This window comes from Prochlorococcus marinus str. MIT 9107, assembly GCF_000759855.1.
GTDB classification, from domain to species: Bacteria; Cyanobacteriota; Cyanobacteriia; order PCC-6307; family Cyanobiaceae; genus Prochlorococcus_A; species Prochlorococcus_A marinus_N.
This window is the reverse complement of record NZ_JNAI01000010.1, coordinates 56,646-71,015: the sequence shown is the minus strand read 5'-3', so window position 1 is coordinate 71,015 and position 14,370 is coordinate 56,646. Positions and strand designations below refer to the sequence as shown.

At 30.2% G+C, this 14,370-nt stretch carries 16 protein-coding genes and 1 tRNA gene; 8 read left to right on the top strand and 9 right to left on the bottom strand.

Annotation, left to right across the window (positions count from 1 at the left end; translation table 11 throughout):
- Nucleotides 1-2: 2 nt before the first annotated feature.
- Entirely contained in the window at nucleotides 3-1,019 is a 1,017-nt protein-coding gene (locus EU92_RS01305; RefSeq protein ID WP_032514582.1) for an aspartate carbamoyltransferase catalytic subunit, read from the bottom strand.
- Nucleotides 1,020-1,040: 21 nt separating this feature from the next.
- Nucleotides 1,041-1,556 carry a DNA-3-methyladenine glycosylase gene (locus EU92_RS09610; RefSeq protein WP_241432592.1) on the bottom strand — a complete coding sequence of 172 codons (516 nt, stop codon included), beginning with the start codon at nucleotides 1,554-1,556 and terminating at the stop codon, nucleotides 1,041-1,043.
- A 242-nt stretch (nucleotides 1,557-1,798) separates the two neighbouring features.
- Between EU92_RS09610 and gatC the strand changes: the two genes are divergently transcribed.
- Complete coding sequence (gatC, locus tag EU92_RS01310) at nucleotides 1,799-2,092, top strand: Asp-tRNA(Asn)/Glu-tRNA(Gln) amidotransferase subunit GatC (RefSeq protein ID WP_032514581.1); 294 nt, start codon at nucleotides 1,799-1,801, stop codon at nucleotides 2,090-2,092.
- Nucleotide 2,093: 1 nt separating this feature from the next.
- On the opposite strand, the gene EU92_RS01315 is transcribed toward gatC, so the two are convergent.
- Nucleotides 2,094-3,062 carry a fatty acid desaturase gene (locus tag EU92_RS01315; protein WP_193741782.1) on the bottom strand — a complete coding sequence of 323 codons (969 nt, stop codon included), beginning with the start codon at nucleotides 3,060-3,062 and terminating at the stop codon, nucleotides 2,094-2,096.
- A 220-nt stretch (nucleotides 3,063-3,282) separates the two neighbouring features.
- Here EU92_RS01315 and EU92_RS01320 point away from each other — a divergent pair.
- The 3 genes from EU92_RS01320 to ileS all read left to right on the top strand — a co-directional run bounded on the left by EU92_RS01320 (nucleotide 3,283) and on the right by ileS (nucleotide 6,909).
- Nucleotides 3,283-3,364: transfer RNA gene (locus EU92_RS01320), tRNA-Leu, on the top strand.
- 68 nt (nucleotides 3,365-3,432) lie between these two features.
- Nucleotides 3,433-3,882: a hypothetical protein gene (locus EU92_RS0109270; RefSeq protein WP_032514580.1), complete on the top strand. Its 450-nt coding sequence runs from the start codon at nucleotides 3,433-3,435 to the stop codon at nucleotides 3,880-3,882.
- Between the two features lie 120 nt (nucleotides 3,883-4,002).
- Nucleotides 4,003-6,909 (top strand): isoleucine--tRNA ligase, encoded by a 2,907-nt coding sequence (gene ileS, locus EU92_RS01325; RefSeq protein ID WP_032514579.1) that lies wholly within the window; start codon nucleotides 4,003-4,005, stop codon nucleotides 6,907-6,909.
- Here the strand turns inward: ileS and EU92_RS01330 are convergent.
- The gene (locus EU92_RS01330; protein ID WP_032514578.1) at nucleotides 6,906-7,241 is read right to left on the bottom strand and encodes a hypothetical protein; all 336 of its coding nucleotides are present in this window, start codon (nucleotides 7,239-7,241) and stop codon (nucleotides 6,906-6,908) included. The genes ileS and EU92_RS01330 overlap by 4 nt on opposite strands.
- Nucleotides 7,201-7,824: a DUF3177 family protein gene (locus EU92_RS0109265; protein ID WP_032514804.1), complete on the bottom strand. Its 624-nt coding sequence runs from the start codon at nucleotides 7,822-7,824 to the stop codon at nucleotides 7,201-7,203. Before EU92_RS0109265 ends, EU92_RS01330 begins: the two co-directional genes overlap by 41 nt.
- Nucleotides 7,825-7,945: 121 nt before the next feature.
- Here EU92_RS0109265 and trmB point away from each other — a divergent pair, with 121 nt between their 5' ends.
- Nucleotides 7,946-8,575, top strand: a complete 630-nt coding sequence (gene trmB / locus EU92_RS01335) for a tRNA (guanosine(46)-N7)-methyltransferase TrmB (RefSeq protein ID WP_032514577.1) — start codon at nucleotides 7,946-7,948, stop codon at nucleotides 8,573-8,575.
- A 7-nt stretch (nucleotides 8,576-8,582) separates the two neighbouring features.
- Here the strand turns inward: trmB and glmM are convergent, their stop codons facing one another.
- A complete protein-coding gene (glmM, locus tag EU92_RS01340) occupies nucleotides 8,583-9,935 on the bottom strand; it encodes a phosphoglucosamine mutase (RefSeq protein WP_032514576.1) in 1,353 nt (450 codons plus the stop codon).
- A 136-nt stretch (nucleotides 9,936-10,071) separates the two neighbouring features.
- Between glmM and EU92_RS01345 the strand changes: the two genes are divergently transcribed.
- Nucleotides 10,072-10,617, top strand: coding sequence for a thioredoxin domain-containing protein (locus EU92_RS01345; RefSeq protein ID WP_032514575.1), 546 nt, complete (start codon nucleotides 10,072-10,074; stop codon nucleotides 10,615-10,617).
- 3 nt (nucleotides 10,618-10,620) lie between these two features.
- On the opposite strand, the gene thyX is transcribed toward EU92_RS01345, so the two are convergent.
- From thyX to EU92_RS0109260, 3 genes are read right to left on the bottom strand one after another with little or no spacing between them, the layout of a single operon-like run.
- Nucleotides 10,621-11,253, bottom strand: a complete 633-nt coding sequence (thyX, locus tag EU92_RS01350) for an FAD-dependent thymidylate synthase (protein ID WP_032514574.1) — start codon at nucleotides 11,251-11,253, stop codon at nucleotides 10,621-10,623.
- Between the two features lies 1 nt (nucleotide 11,254).
- On the bottom strand, nucleotides 11,255-11,848 hold the full coding sequence (gene dcd / locus EU92_RS01355; protein WP_032514572.1) for a dCTP deaminase: 594 nt from the start codon (nucleotides 11,846-11,848) through the stop codon (nucleotides 11,255-11,257).
- Nucleotides 11,849-11,888: 40 nt separating this feature from the next.
- Nucleotides 11,889-12,434: a cob(I)yrinic acid a,c-diamide adenosyltransferase gene (locus EU92_RS0109260; RefSeq protein ID WP_052056063.1), complete on the bottom strand. Its 546-nt coding sequence runs from the start codon at nucleotides 12,432-12,434 to the stop codon at nucleotides 11,889-11,891.
- A 201-nt stretch (nucleotides 12,435-12,635) separates the two neighbouring features.
- Between EU92_RS0109260 and ntcA the strand changes: the two genes are divergently transcribed.
- Nucleotides 12,636-13,370: a global nitrogen regulator NtcA gene (ntcA, locus tag EU92_RS01360; protein WP_032514569.1), complete on the top strand. Its 735-nt coding sequence runs from the start codon at nucleotides 12,636-12,638 to the stop codon at nucleotides 13,368-13,370.
- A gap of 39 nt (nucleotides 13,371-13,409) precedes the next feature.
- Nucleotides 13,410-14,369 (top strand): DUF3084 domain-containing protein, encoded by a 960-nt coding sequence (locus tag EU92_RS01365; protein WP_032514568.1) that lies wholly within the window; start codon nucleotides 13,410-13,412, stop codon nucleotides 14,367-14,369.
- Nucleotide 14,370 lies beyond the last annotated feature (1 nt).

Below are 14,370 nucleotides of genomic sequence, written 5' to 3'. Positions count from 1 at the left end.
ATTTATTTGTTGTATTTTTGCAATAGATAAAGTAACGCCATTCTTATTGGAATACCATTCTCAACTTGATTATTGATTAAGCAATTAGGATATTCATCTACTACTTTACTACTGATTTCAATATCTCTATTAATAGGTCCAGGATGAAGAATTGGAATATCTTTACTACTTAAAGATAATTTCTCTAGTGTTAAGCAATAATCCAAACTATACGAATCAATACTGCTTAGTAAATTTTCCATCATTCTTTCTTTCTGGAGTCTTAAAACAATAATTGCATCTGCAATTTTTATTGATTCTTCCAGTGATCTAGAAATTGTTATTGAGCCTCTTGTCTTAAGAGGATCTTTTAATTGATTTGGAGTAGGAGTTTTTAAAAAATTATTAAATTCATCAGGTATTAATGTTTTAGGACCACATAAGATTATGTCTGCGCCAAATGCACTCAAAGCCCAAAGATTTGATCTTGCAACCCTTGAATGATTAACATCTCCAATTATTAAAATTTTTTTGGAATTTAAAACCTCTGGAGTAAGTGATTTTTTGGAAAAAAATTTTATTAATGTGTAAATGTCCAGCAATCCTTGACTAGGGTGACTATGTAATCCATCTCCTGCATTTAGAACCGAAGTCTTGGAATTGATTGCATCAAGTTTTTTGGCGATCTCAAAGGTTATGTAACTCGATGAATGTCTAATAACTAAAGTATCTGCACCCATAGAAGAATAAGTTATCGCTGTATCAATAATTGTTTCGCCTTTAGTTAAAGAACTAGAGGATGGAGCAAAGGTTTGTACATCAGCAGAAAGCCTTTTTGCCGCAAGTTCAAAGCTATTTTTTGTTCTTGTACTTGCCTCAAAAAATAAAGACGTTACCAAAGTCCCTTGTAAGGCCGGTATCTTTTTCGTTCCTGCATTCTTTAGTGCATCAAATCTATTAGCTAATTCAAATACTGATTTGTAATCTTCAATTGAAAAATTAGCTAGTGTGTGGATATGTTTATGAGGCCAAATTTGCATTACGCGTCCAAAGATAAATGATTATTTGAATTTAGGTGTTCTGTCACCTTTTACTCTTTTACTTACACTCCTACTATTTTTGAGATACCAACGCCATTTTATATTTTTTGCCTTGGATATGCCAATTCTTGTAGCTTGCATAAGATCTTTTTGTTCTATGATTGATTCTCTTTGAGAAATCCATAAAGAGTCGTTATTTAGAACTTTAAGTGAGTTAAATGATGTGTCTATTCCAAATATCTTAGTAACTAGCCCCGGTCCAGAAGCTAATCTCTCATTCTTTTGAGGGATAGATACTGCCCTGATTAATACACCACTCGCAAAATTTTCTTTATAAGTAACTATGTTTAAACAATGATGAATGCCATAAGATTTGTAAATATAAAATGTTCCGGGTTGGCCAAATAATGATTTATTTGATTGCGTTATTTTGTGGTAGCCATGACAGGCTTCTTCTTCCTGTGAATAAGCTTCCGTTTCAACAATTACTCCCTTTATTTGATCCTTTTTAGTATTTTTTATGAGGTAACAGCCTATTAAATCTGGGGCAACGAGTTTAGAGTGCCTATGGAAAAATTTTTTTGGAAATAAGTTTTTTTCTATTTTTCAATATTTATCTAATATCATTTTTAACTGAGAAATATAATTGAGGCTATTAATTGAAATTGATTTTCAAAAATATGTGATTATTAGTTTTGATAATTATTTGAAATTCAAAGGATATATGAATAAAAATGTTCCAAATAAACTATTATTTAATAAATAAGAATATTAAAAGTATGACAAAAATAACTAAAGATGAGGTAAAAAAAGTTGCTAGCTTAGCGAGATTAGAACTTAACGAGGATGAAATTAACAGTCACTCAGAACAATTAGAAAAAATTTTAGACTATATTAAACAACTTGAAAAAATTGATACAGATGATGTGCCATGTACAACAAGAGCTATAGAGGTAATTAATGTATTTAGAAAAGATGAAAAGAAAAAATTTGATTGCACTGAAGAACTTTTAGAATTGGGACCATCTAAAGAAGATAAATATTTTAAAGTTCCGAAAATAATAAATGAATGAGTTAGTTGCTTCCTATAAAAGTCTTATTGACTATCTTTAACAAAATTTTTTTTATTTTATATCCTGGGTACAAGTTTATGATTTTTCTTATCTTCCCCCTCTTTTTGCTATGACTCCTAACACCTATTAATAAATCATAAATAAAATTATAAATATCTTCTTTACTTTCAAAAATTCCAACTCTTTGAGGTGAGCCTTTTATGTCCAGTAAAGGCTTAGTTTTTTCATATGCTACTTTGTATTCAAACCAAGGGATCGAAGGCCAAAGATGGTGTATGAGATGGTAATTTTGGCCCATTATTAATAAGTTCATAAATCTACTTGGATAAACTCGAGAATTTAACCATTTGTTTCTTGATCGAAAAGGTCTATGGGGTAGATAATCAAAAAATATTCCTAATGTTACTCCCACCATTAATGCTGGTCCGAACCATAAATTATAAATTAGATTCATGAAGTCGAACTTCAGCCCTGCCAAAATTATGGTTAAAAAAATGGATCTTTCAATTCCCCATTGAAGTAATTCATATTTTCGCCAAAGTTTTTTTTGAAAGAAAAATACTTCATGATAAAAAAATCTTGGGGCAATTAGCCAAATTGGACCAAAAGTACTGACAATATGATCAGGATCATTTTTTGGGTGATTTACGTGAATATGATGTTGTAAATGTACTCTTGTAAAAACTGGAAAACTAAATCCTAAAAGAATTGCAGATCCATGGCCCATTGCTTGATTTATCCAAGGAACTGGATGAGCGGCTTTGTGGCATGCATCATGAATAACAGTACCTTCCATATGCAAAGCTAAAAAAGCTGTTGCTACAAGTAATGGTAGAGGCCAAAACCCCCTATACCATTGCCATATACTAAGAAAAGCGAGAAAATAACCACCAAAAAAAAGACCTAATGTTGGATTCCAAAAATTTGGCGGATCTACGTAATTTTTAATCTCCTTTTGCCAATTTAATATTTTTGAAGAATTAGTAATTTTTGTTGTTTTTTTATTGGTTAAGTTAGAAATCGTTTCTTGTATTCTCTAAATAATATAACTAATATTTTTGTATGATTGTATGCTGGGATTTAAAAATTTTTTTAGAGAGATATTTAATTAAATTTTTATGTGTCAAATTAATCATCTTAAGTTAAAAATATTTTTAAAATAAACCTCTTTCAATTATTATTTTATTTGGGCGGTCGTGGCGGAATTGGTAGACGCGCGAGTTTTAGGTACTCGTATCTTCGGGTGTGGGAGTTCAAGTCTCCCCGACCGCATTTAAGGGAATTCTGATAGTAAGTTTGTTTATCTATATCAACTTCTTATAATTAAGTTTATAAATCGAATGAAAAGTTTGGTAGTTTATTTGGGCTCTTTCTATATCTTTATTGGCACTGTATTTTTATTAGTACCATTAATTTATCTTGAGCTAGGTAGACCAAAAGATCTTATAAAAGCTTTTCTAAATTTATCAATAGGTTTAATATTGATCATTAAAAATAAAACTATAGATGAATCATTTTTCTTAATTTTTCTATTATTGACGATACTAGTTGTTTTATATCTGGTTGAGCTTTTTAAATCTAGATGGAATCAATTGACAGATAAAGAAATAAATAAATTAACTACCTTTATGGAATTCAAAAATAACCTTTCGAAAATACTTGAGGCTATTAATCTTGGAGTTAAGAATTTATCAAAAACTTTAAATTTTTTTAATTTTGATAAAAATAATCGAAATATTAGCCCAAAAAAGTGGGTAAGAAATGATAAAAATGATAATATAAAAGTTTGAAATCAAATCAATTAGTTAATTGAACATGCCAAAAAAAATAAGGGTCAATTAATAAATAATCTAATAAATTAGATTTATTTAAACAATTCTATTGATCACTAATATTTCTTATATCGTCGTATGAAATCACAAAATAACAAAGAACACAAATCAGACTTTTCTTACAAAGAGACTTTAAATTTACTTAAAACTGACTTCTCAATGCGTGCGAATTCTGTTCTAAGAGAACCTGAGATTCAGAATTTTTGGGCTAGTAATAAAATTGATTTCGAATTAGGTTCAAATAATTCAGGAAAAAAATTTACATTACATGATGGCCCGCCTTATGCAAATGGAGCTCTTCATATGGGTCATGCTCTTAACAAAGTTCTAAAAGACATAATAAATAAGTACAAAACCTTGAAAGGATTTAAAGTACATTATGTTCCTGGCTGGGACTGTCATGGATTGCCTATCGAATTAAAAGTACTTCAGAATTTAAAATCTGAAGAAAGAAAGAAACTAGACACCGTCAAGTTAAGAAAAAAAGCAACAGATTATGCATATATTCAAATTAATAAACAAATGGAGGGTTTTAAAAGGTGGGGCATATGGGGAGATTGGAATAACCCTTACTTAACTCTAAAGAAAAGTTATGAATCAGCTCAGATTGGAGTATTTGGGGAAATGTTTTTAAATGGATACATATATCGCGGTCTTAAACCTGTTCATTGGAGTCCAAGTTCGAGAACTGCACTTGCGGAAGCGGAATTAGAATATCCTGAAGAACATTATTCAAAAAGTATTTATATTTCCTTGAAAATCACTAAAGTACCTGACGAATTTCTCTTGAAAATCTGTCAAAAAAATCCCAATATCAAAAAGGATATTTTTCTAAGCAATTCTTTCATAACTATTTGGACCACAACACCTTGGACAATACCAGCAAATGAAGCAGTTGCAGTAAATCCAAAAATAAATTATGTTTTTGCTTTTGATGAAGAGAAACGAATCTACCTTTTTGCAAAAGATTTATCTTCTGAAATTAGTAAGAAATTGAATAAAGATTTCAACATGATTTTAGAGGTTAAAGGTGCAACCTTGGAAAATATTGAATATCAACATCCTACTAAGAACAAAATTTGCAGAATTGTGATTGGGGGAGATTATATTACTACAGAATCTGGTACTGGAATTGTGCATACTGCACCAGGCCATGGTATGGATGATTTCAGTGTGGGGCAAAAATATAATCTACCTACAACTTGTGTCGTTGATGAAAAAGGGAATTTTAATGAGTATTCAGGCCAATTCCAAGGATCGAATGTACTTAAAGATGCAAATGATTTAATTATTCAGTACTTAAAGGAAAAAAATTTGCTTCTATTACAAGAAGATTATAAGCATAGATATCCTTATGATTGGAGAACCAAAAAACCTACTATTTTCAGAGCAACAGAACAATGGTTTGCATCTGTAGATGGTTTCAGATCATCTGCATTAAAAGCAATCGAAGATGTTGAATGGATGCCAGCAACTGGAAAGAAAAGAATATATTCTATGGTCGTTGGTAGAGGAGATTGGTGTATCTCTAGGCAAAGGTCATGGGGTGTGCCAATTCCAGTTTTTTATAAAAAAAATGGTAATGAAATTCTCCTAAATAGCGAGATAATTAATCATATTCAAAAACTTTTTAGTGAACATGGGGCAGATATTTGGTGGGACTGGGAAGTTAAGAGCCTCTTACCAGAAAAATATTTAAAAGAATCTGATCTTTGGGTAAAAGGGAAAGATACAATGGATGTTTGGTTCGATTCAGGATCTAGTTGGGCTGCAGTATGTGAACAAAGAAGTGAGTTAAAGTATCCAGCTGACCTTTATTTAGAGGGCTCAGATCAACATCGAGGATGGTTTCAATCTTCTTTGCTTACATCTGTTGCAGTTAATAACAAACCACCATACGAGAAAGTTTTAACGCATGGTTTTGCACTGGATGAAGATGGAAGAAAAATGAGCAAATCTTTAGGTAACGTTGTTGATCCAAATATAATTATTAATGGAGGTAGTAATAAAAAAAATGAACCTGCATATGGCGCTGATGTTCTAAGGCTATGGGTAAGCTCAGTAGATTATTCAGTAGATGTTCCAATTGGTTCAAATATACTTAAGCAGTTATCGGACGTCTATAGAAAAGTTCGTAATACTTCAAGATATCTTCTAGGTAATATCCATGATTATGAACCTAATATTGATAATTTTGAAATTCATCAACTGCCTCTATTAGATCAATGGATGTTAGGAAGATTAGTTGAGGTTACAGATCAAATATCAAATGCTTATGAAAATTATGAATTTCCCAAATTTTTCCAAATTTTACAAAGTTTTTGTGTTGTAGATTTATCAAATTTCTATTTGGATATTGCTAAGGATAGGTTATATGTCAGTTCTAAAACACAATTCAGGCGAAGATCATGCCAGTTTGTTATGTCTAAAGTTGTTGAAAATTTAGCTGTTCTTATTTCTCCAGTACTTTGTCATATGGCTGAAGATATTTGGCAAAATATTCCATATTCAACTAAAGAAAAGTCTGTATTTCAAAGAGGATGGCCAATTTTCTCTCAATCATGGAAAAATGAAAGTCTTAATGAACATGTCGCAAATTTAAGAAATTTGAGAGTTGAAATTAACAAGGCTATAGAGGGATGTAGAAACAAACAAATAATTGGCGCAGCTTTGGAAACAGAAGTGAATTATTTGCCTGAAAATAAAGAGGTAAAGGATTCTCTTCAGTGGCTTAAAAAATTTGGAAATGAAGATGTAGATTTATTTAGGGATTGGCTTATTGTCTCAAATTTCCAAGTTGTATCAAATTTAGTCGAGAATTCTCTAATTGTTGATAACAATAAACTTGGAAAAATTCAAATTCTTCAAGCACATGGTCAAAAATGTGATAGATGTTGGCATTATAAAGAAGAAATTTTCAATGGTATTCAAAATACAAAATTATGCAAAAGATGTTCAAAAATTATTAATTTTCAACTTAATTAAATCCAGTTTTTTTGATTTAAAAAGAAAATTAATTTTTGATCTTCTCTTATAAAGTTATCTTCGGTTTCTGTTAAGGGTGACTGATAAAGTCTAAAGTTTGTAAGTATAAAATCAAATTCTAAAACTTTTTTTTCTAAATCCATTTCAATTGGATGAGTAGTAGAGCTACTGAAACCTTTAAAAATAATTATTTCTAATTGTTCTTTATAATTTTTTTTTAAAATATAACCTTCTATTTTAAGTATCCTATTGGGTATCTTGGAACTTATCCTTTCTAGACAATTAATTAAATCAATTCCTTCCATTTTCGTAGAAGCAAGAGTTTCTTCCATTTTTAGGTAATTTAATTATTGACCATTGAATCAAGCCTAAAATATAAATTAAAAGTGAGAATAATCCCAAAAATTTTGCTATTGGTAGAGTGAAGTTAGCCCCAAAGAAAAAATTAAATAAATTTTTCATAATCATATAGAAATTTGAAGAAGGCGTAAGCCAAATTTCACAAGCAGCATTATTAATTAGTGAAAAGCAGCGAAAGTTTAGTAGACTTTGAATTAAGAAATTGAGAGATAGAAAAGTAAGCGACCATCTCCATACTTTTGTCGTTGTGGCAAGCAAGTAAGAAAAGTCATATTCTTTTAACTCATCATTAATATCGTTCCAAAACCAAACTGAAACTGTCATTAATAATGTCGAAATATTTGTAATAATAAGTGCATAATTATATTTGCCTATTAAAAGCAAAAGGCTTATAAAAAATAAAAGGGAAATTTTCCAATAAATAGAAAAAAGCTTATTAATAGCTTTATTTCTTTTTTTAATTGACCATAATGATAATGCAATAGGGATACCAATAAGGAAAATTATTGAAAGTTGAAAAGATAGCCAAACAGATAGTTGATTAAGAACATTCAAAACTTTTTCATCTGAATACATAATAATTAAACATCAAGCTGTTACTTTTTAACTTAATATTGTCATAGTTATGAACATTACTAATCTCTGTATTATTGCCCAGAAATGAATTAATAATTTCATGAGACAGCACGTTAACCCTCTTAGTAATAATTTTGATGAAGTTGAGAGAATTCCTGCTTTGATCGAAATGTTTGAAGATTCTAAATTGCCTATTCATTTGGATATAGGTTGTGCTGCTGGTGAATTTCTGTTCGATTTAGCTTTTGCTAATACCAATTGGAATTATTTAGGAATTGAAATTAGAGAGAAATTAGTTAAAACAGCTAAATTAAAAGTTCGAAATAAAGAAATCAAAAATTTATATTTTGTATTTGGTAATGCAAATAAGATTGTAAATCAGTTTCATAGTAAATTTATAAATAAGAATTTAAAAAGTATTTCCTTTTATTTCCCAGATCCATGGTTTAAGAAAAGACATCATAAAAGGCGGGTAATTCAGCCAGATTTAATTAATATTCTCTCTATTTATATGCAAACAGGATCCCTAATTTTTGTTAAAACTGATGTAAAAGATTTATTTGATTATATGGATTGCACTATCTCAAGTAATTCTAATTTTAAAAAAATATATGAAAATGGTTTTAATTATTCCCAAAGTTTTAATCCAAATAAAGTTCAAACTAATAGAGAAAAATATGCGATTGTTAATAAACTTGATATTTTTGAGAGGATTTATATAAAGATCTGATTAATGATTAATTAAAAATCTTTTTTATTTCTAAACTTAGTTTGTTTGTTATTTCTTGTGACAAAGATTGGACTGTATTCTTACTTTCGGCTTCTATGAGAACTCTCATTAGGGGTTCTGTCCCGCTAGGCCTTATGTAAATTCTACATTTATCGGAGTAAATTGCTTGAAAACTTTCTATAGTTTGGTCAATTAAGTTTCTGGTTTTTGGATTTAATTTATTAATAGTAAAATCTAAATTAATGTTGGTTAGTTTTTGAGGGAAAGGCTTGAAACTACTTTTTAACCAATCATTTAAAGGAATATTTTTCTTTTTACAGTATTTACAAATTTGCAATGCAGTCAATATACCATCTCCAGAGAAGTTATTTAGTTTTGAAAGTATATGGCCAGATTGTTCCCCTCCTAAAAAAGCGTTTTTTTCCTTAATCGCTTCATAAACGAATTTATCGCCAACGTCAGTTCTATATAAAATCCCGCCAATTTTTTTCCAAGCCTTTTCAAAACCTAAATTCGCCATTTGCGTAGATATTAGTAAATTATTTGTGAGGATCTTTTGTTCCATAAGTTCTCTACCCCACAGAAAGAGGATATGATCCCCATCCAAAATATTCCCCTTAGAATCTACCCCAATCACTCTATCGGCATCCCCATCGAAGCTAAATCCCATATCTGCGGGTGTCTCTCTTAATGCTTTCTTTAATGGTTCGAGGTTAGTAGAACCACATTTCATATTGATTTTTAATCCATCTTGTGAGTTATTTATAACTCTTACATTTGCGCCAAGATTCTGAAAAATTTTTTTTGCGCAGGTTGTGGCTGATCCATGGCATGTGTCTAATATTATTTTCATACCGCTTAAATTTTCACCACCCATTGTTTGCATTAGGCCTTGCAAATATTCATCCATAAGTTGGTCATTTGTTTTTAAAGATATATCTTTTGTGTGTACTGATATATTTAGATTTGACTCTTCAATTACTTTTTGAATTTTATTTTCAAAATTTTTAGAAATTTTTTGACCATTATGATCAAAGATTTTGATGCCATTGTATTCAGGTGGATTATGACTGGCAGATATCATTAACCCACTACTTAGCTTCACTTGTTTTATTAAAAAAGGGATAGCTGGGGTAGGGCAGATTCCAAGATTTATAAATTCCCCCCCACTGGCGTTTATACCTTGTGTTATTGCCTGAAGCAAAATATCTCCGCTAACCCTAGTATCTCTTCCTATTAATATTGGATTATTATTTTTTAAATTCAAACCTAGAGCATATCCAACTTTATATGCTAACGAATAAGTTATTTCTTTATTAAATTTACCTCTTATTCCATCAGTTCCAAACATTGATTGCATAATTAGATTTCAGGAATTAAAAATATGTTTTATATTATTTATTTACTATTTTATCAGTTGATTAAAAGTTGAAGCATTTTAATTCTCTTTCTTTGTTTACCTTATTTAAGATGTTTTAAGTTAGAACGTATCCATAATGCAATCTGAAAGTAGAGAAGAAGTTTTAAATAAAAGCCTAAAAGCAATAATTGTTATGCTGTTTGTGATTGTTATTATCTCTTTGATTTTATTCAAAAACCTCTTTTTTCAACCAACTTACCTTCTTAAGAGTTTTGGAGAATTATCTGTTGATCCTGCAATAGCTTTTAAAAACAACAAGCCTACTTTTCTTGAGTTTTATGCTGAGTGGTGTGAAGTTTGCAAAGAAATGGCTCCAAAAGTATCTACTTTAAGGGAGGAATATGAAAAAGATATTAATTTTGTTTTTTTAAATGTTGATAATCAAAAATGGGAAAATTATATCAGAAAATTTGAGGTAAATGGTATTCCTCAAGTTAATCTTTTTGATAGAAAAGGTAATTTAAAATCTACCTTTATTGGTAAACAAGAAGAATCAAGAATAAGAGAATCTATCGCTAATTTAGAGACACATAAGGAATCCCAAAAAGAAATTATTAATGCTGAATTTTCCTCAATTAAAGAAAATAAAAATAATGATGTTAATCCTCGTAGTCATGGATAATCCTTACCAATCTAGAGATTTTGATACAATAGGAAAACTTCTTTTGAAAATAGATTTGCAATTTTGAGCAATAGACTTGTGTTCTTCTTGGGTACCATGAGCTGATCTTAAATGTATGTAATGTATCCACGATCTACATGATCCTGACATGTAGATTCTTGTTGGAGTTGCTAATGGTAAAACAAATCTCGCACACTCTTTAGCTATTCCTTCAGAAAGTAATTCTTCATATAATTCTGAAGCAGCTTTAAAATGTGAAGCAATTTTTGAATTGAATCTTTTTTTTAACTCATCAGATATGTCAGGAATTGAATTTTGTCTATTTTTGAAATCTTGTCTTCTTAACTCTGGTAAAGGAATATTCCCCAATTGAGAACTATCTGCATATCTCTGAGAAAATTCCTGAAAAGTAAATGATCTATGTCTTAATATTTGAGCTGCAATTCCTCTGTTTGTCTCTATTTGTAAGGTCATAAATGCCTGTTCAAATACACTCCAATGTTCATTTTTAATGCAATAACTTAATAATTTTGAATAATCTTCATTATTTTGATTGTTTGGATTACTAACTCTTGCAATGTAAGCCATTGTTTTTTCTGCTTCAGGAGTTAGCGAGATTAGTTCGACTTTACTCATTTTAAATCTTTGCTAAAGTAACTCTCTCCGGTTGATTTTGATATTTACCTCTTCTATCTTCATATGTCGTAGAGCAAGGATCACCTTCAAAAAAGAGTAGTTGACAGATACCCTCATTAGCATAAATTCTGCAATCTGCACCTGAACTATTACTAAACTCTAAAGTTAGGTGACCTTCCCATCCTGCTTCTGCAGGGGTTGTATTGACTATAATCCCTAGTCGAGCGTAAGTGCTTTTACCTATGCAAATTACAGTTATATTTTCTGGCACTTTCATCTTTTCTAAAGCAACGCCTAAACCATAGGAGTGAGCAGGAAGTATAAAAAAGTCTCCATCATTATCATGGTGAAGAATAGTTTTTTCTAAATTATTAGGATTAAACTTTTTGGGATTCATCACAGTACCAGGGATGTGCCTAAAAATTAAGAATTCTTTTGATGAAAGTCTTAAATCATAGCCATATGAGGAACATCCGTAACTCAAAACTGGTTTTTGTTGATTATCAGGTTCAAGATGCCTTACCAAATTTGATTGGAAGGGGTTTAACATTCCTTCAGACGCTTTTTGATTTATCCAGAGATCATTTTTAAGCATTATTTTAAGAGCGAAGTTCGGTAATTTGGTTGGCCATTAATCAAAAATCTTTAGGAATATCTGTACCAGTAAGGATTACATCTCCTGATATAAATCGGTTTTCAAGTGTTGAAATCAAATCATCCTTATTGATGATTTTCCTCTCAATTGCAAGAAAAATTTCATCTAATATAATTTGATCATTTTCACCAGACAGTAATTCTTTTTTGCAAAAATTCCATAGTTCATAAGTAGATTCATGAATTGATTTTTTTAAATTTTTATTATTTTCAATTTCTTCAGAATCATATTGATCAAAGGAATGCGATGATCTTACCCAAGTTAAATTGCCACAAAGATTTACTGCATTATCAATCCCCTGTTTAACCCCCCCCTTCATGAATTGTACTAAAAGTACTTTTCTACCAAGAGCAGCATTTCTTAAAGAGTCTCTAATCATGGAGGAATAACTTCCTCTGTATGAAGATTGATAGATTTGAATTTGCCCGCTTTGTGTAAATCTTTTTAAGTTTGTTTTGTTAGCAGAACTTATTTTTAATACATCAAGATTACTTTTGTAATAACTATTAGATGAACTAATTACCATTATTTTAGATATCTTTTCTACATACAGTATAATTTGAATTTATTCACACTGCATATAGTGTAATGTTACTTAAAAAAGCCTAGGGAAAGTTTAAATAGCCAAGAAAAGTTGATGAAGAAATCAATGAGAATTAAAAATTGTTACTGTTGATACAAGATATTTTAAGTTGTCTTCTTAAATTTTTTAATAGTCAAGATATTTATGATAGCTTCTTCTCGAGGATTCAGTCGCTTCAATTCGCAGAAATCCGGACAAAGTAAAATTAACTCTATTGGAGAACGTTTTCCAATCAATAGAACTTTAATGGAAGTAATTAAAGGTTTAGAGGGTGCAAGCACTGAAATGGTTGAAAGATCTAAAACAATTTTTTTTCCTGGGGATCCCGCTGAGAGGGTTTATCTCATAAGAAGAGGAGCAGTAAGGCTTTCAAGGGTTTATGAGTCAGGTGAAGAGATAACAGTTTCCCTATTAAGAGAAAATAGTCTTTTTGGTGTTTTATCTCTGCTAACAGGCCATAGATCTGATCGTTTTTATCATTCGATAGCATTTACAAGAGTTGAAATGATAACAGCACCTGCGAGTTCTGTTTTAAAGGCAATAGAAGAAGATGCATCAGTAGGACTATTATTGTTGCAAGGTCTTTCAAGTAGGATTCTACAAACAGAAACGATGATAGAAACTCTTACTCATAGAGATATGTCTTCTCGTTTAGTAAGCTTTTTGATGGTTCTTTGTAGAGACTTTGGAGTTGCAAGTGAAAATGGTATTACAATAGATTTGAGACTTTCACATCAATCTATTGCCGAAGCTATTGGTTCAACAAGAGTAACCATTACAAGATTATTGGGGGATTTAAGAGATTCCGGGCTCCTGAATATTGATAGAAAAAAGATTACAGTATTTGACCCAATAGCTCTTGCAAAAAAATTTAATTGATTCATTATTAATTATGATGTATTGAGTGTATGAAATACTGTGGCTTGGATTTTAATTATTTTTTTAATATTACTAGGAGGATTAATTGCACCATTTGGGGACCTGCTTGGTACAAAGATTGGTAAAGCAAGATTTAGTATCTTAAAATTAAGACCAAACAAAACAGCCACAATTGTAACGATAATAACTGGAGGCTTTATTAGTGCCATATCTATAGGATTGTTGATTTTAGTTAGCGAAGAATTTAGGCAAAGACTTTTTGTTGATATTCCTTTTTTACAAAAAACTTTGGATGAGAGTAAAAAGGCGCTCCTTCCTTTGCAGGAAGAAAGGAAGAAGCTTGAAGATAAGATTAACAAAAAAGAAAAGGAATTAAACAAACTAAAAAGTGATGTTCAAGAATTTAGAAGAGGAAATGTAGTTATTAAAAGAGGGCAAACTTTATTCATTGCAAAAGTGACCTCTAATCCAAATATAAAAATTGATCTAGGAAATATTTACAAAAGCGCAGATAGATATGTTCAGAAAATTGTAATACCTAGTAAAAAAACAACAAAAAATATTCTTTTGTGGAGACCAAGTGATATTTCTGAAATTGAAGGTGTAACTGCAAAAGGCGGGAATTGGGTCATTTTGATTAAATCAGCAACAAATGTTTTAAAAGGGGATAATTTTGTTTTTGTATATCCAGAATTGCTGCAAAATAAAATTATTGTAAGAAGAGGAGAAGTTATTACCAGCGAAGTTCTTGAAAAAACAGATCTTGATTATAAAAATATCAATTTAAACATTAACACTTTGTTGATAAAAACTAGAGACAAAATCAAGTCTAGAGGATCTATTGTTAACGAAATTACTACGAGAGGTGACTTCATTAAAAAAATTAGAGATTCGTTAAAGGTAAAACAAAATAATAAATATCGATTAGAGGTTATATCTTTAAAGGATAGTGAAATTGTAGATCCAATAATAGTTGAGTTGAATATTACTAAATTATAAT

Bases quoted from the DNA above. Each gene is read 5' to 3' on its own strand.
- EU92_RS01305 (WP_032514582.1), bottom strand. From the start codon at position 1,019: ATGCAAATTTGGCCTCATAAACATATCCACACACTAGCTAATTTTTCA.
- gatC (WP_032514581.1), top strand. From the start codon at position 1,799: ATGACAAAAATAACTAAAGATGAGGTAAAAAAAGTTGCTAGCTTAGCG.
- EU92_RS0109270 (WP_032514580.1), top strand. From the start codon at position 3,433: ATGAAAAGTTTGGTAGTTTATTTGGGCTCTTTCTATATCTTTATTGGC.
- ileS (WP_032514579.1), top strand. From the start codon at position 4,003: ATGAAATCACAAAATAACAAAGAACACAAATCAGACTTTTCTTACAAA.
- EU92_RS01330 (WP_032514578.1), bottom strand. From the start codon at position 7,241: ATGGAAGAAACTCTTGCTTCTACGAAAATGGAAGGAATTGATTTAATT.
- trmB (WP_032514577.1), top strand. From the start codon at position 7,946: ATGAGACAGCACGTTAACCCTCTTAGTAATAATTTTGATGAAGTTGAG.
- glmM (WP_032514576.1), bottom strand. From the start codon at position 9,935: ATGCAATCAATGTTTGGAACTGATGGAATAAGAGGTAAATTTAATAAA.
- EU92_RS01345 (WP_032514575.1), top strand. From the start codon at position 10,072: ATGCAATCTGAAAGTAGAGAAGAAGTTTTAAATAAAAGCCTAAAAGCA.
- thyX (WP_032514574.1), bottom strand. From the start codon at position 11,253: ATGAGTAAAGTCGAACTAATCTCGCTAACTCCTGAAGCAGAAAAAACA.
- dcd (WP_032514572.1), bottom strand. From the start codon at position 11,848: ATGCTTAAAAATGATCTCTGGATAAATCAAAAAGCGTCTGAAGGAATG.
- EU92_RS0109260 (WP_052056063.1), bottom strand. From the start codon at position 12,434: ATGGTAATTAGTTCATCTAATAGTTATTACAAAAGTAATCTTGATGTA.
- ntcA (WP_032514569.1), top strand. From the start codon at position 12,636: ATGATAGCTTCTTCTCGAGGATTCAGTCGCTTCAATTCGCAGAAATCC.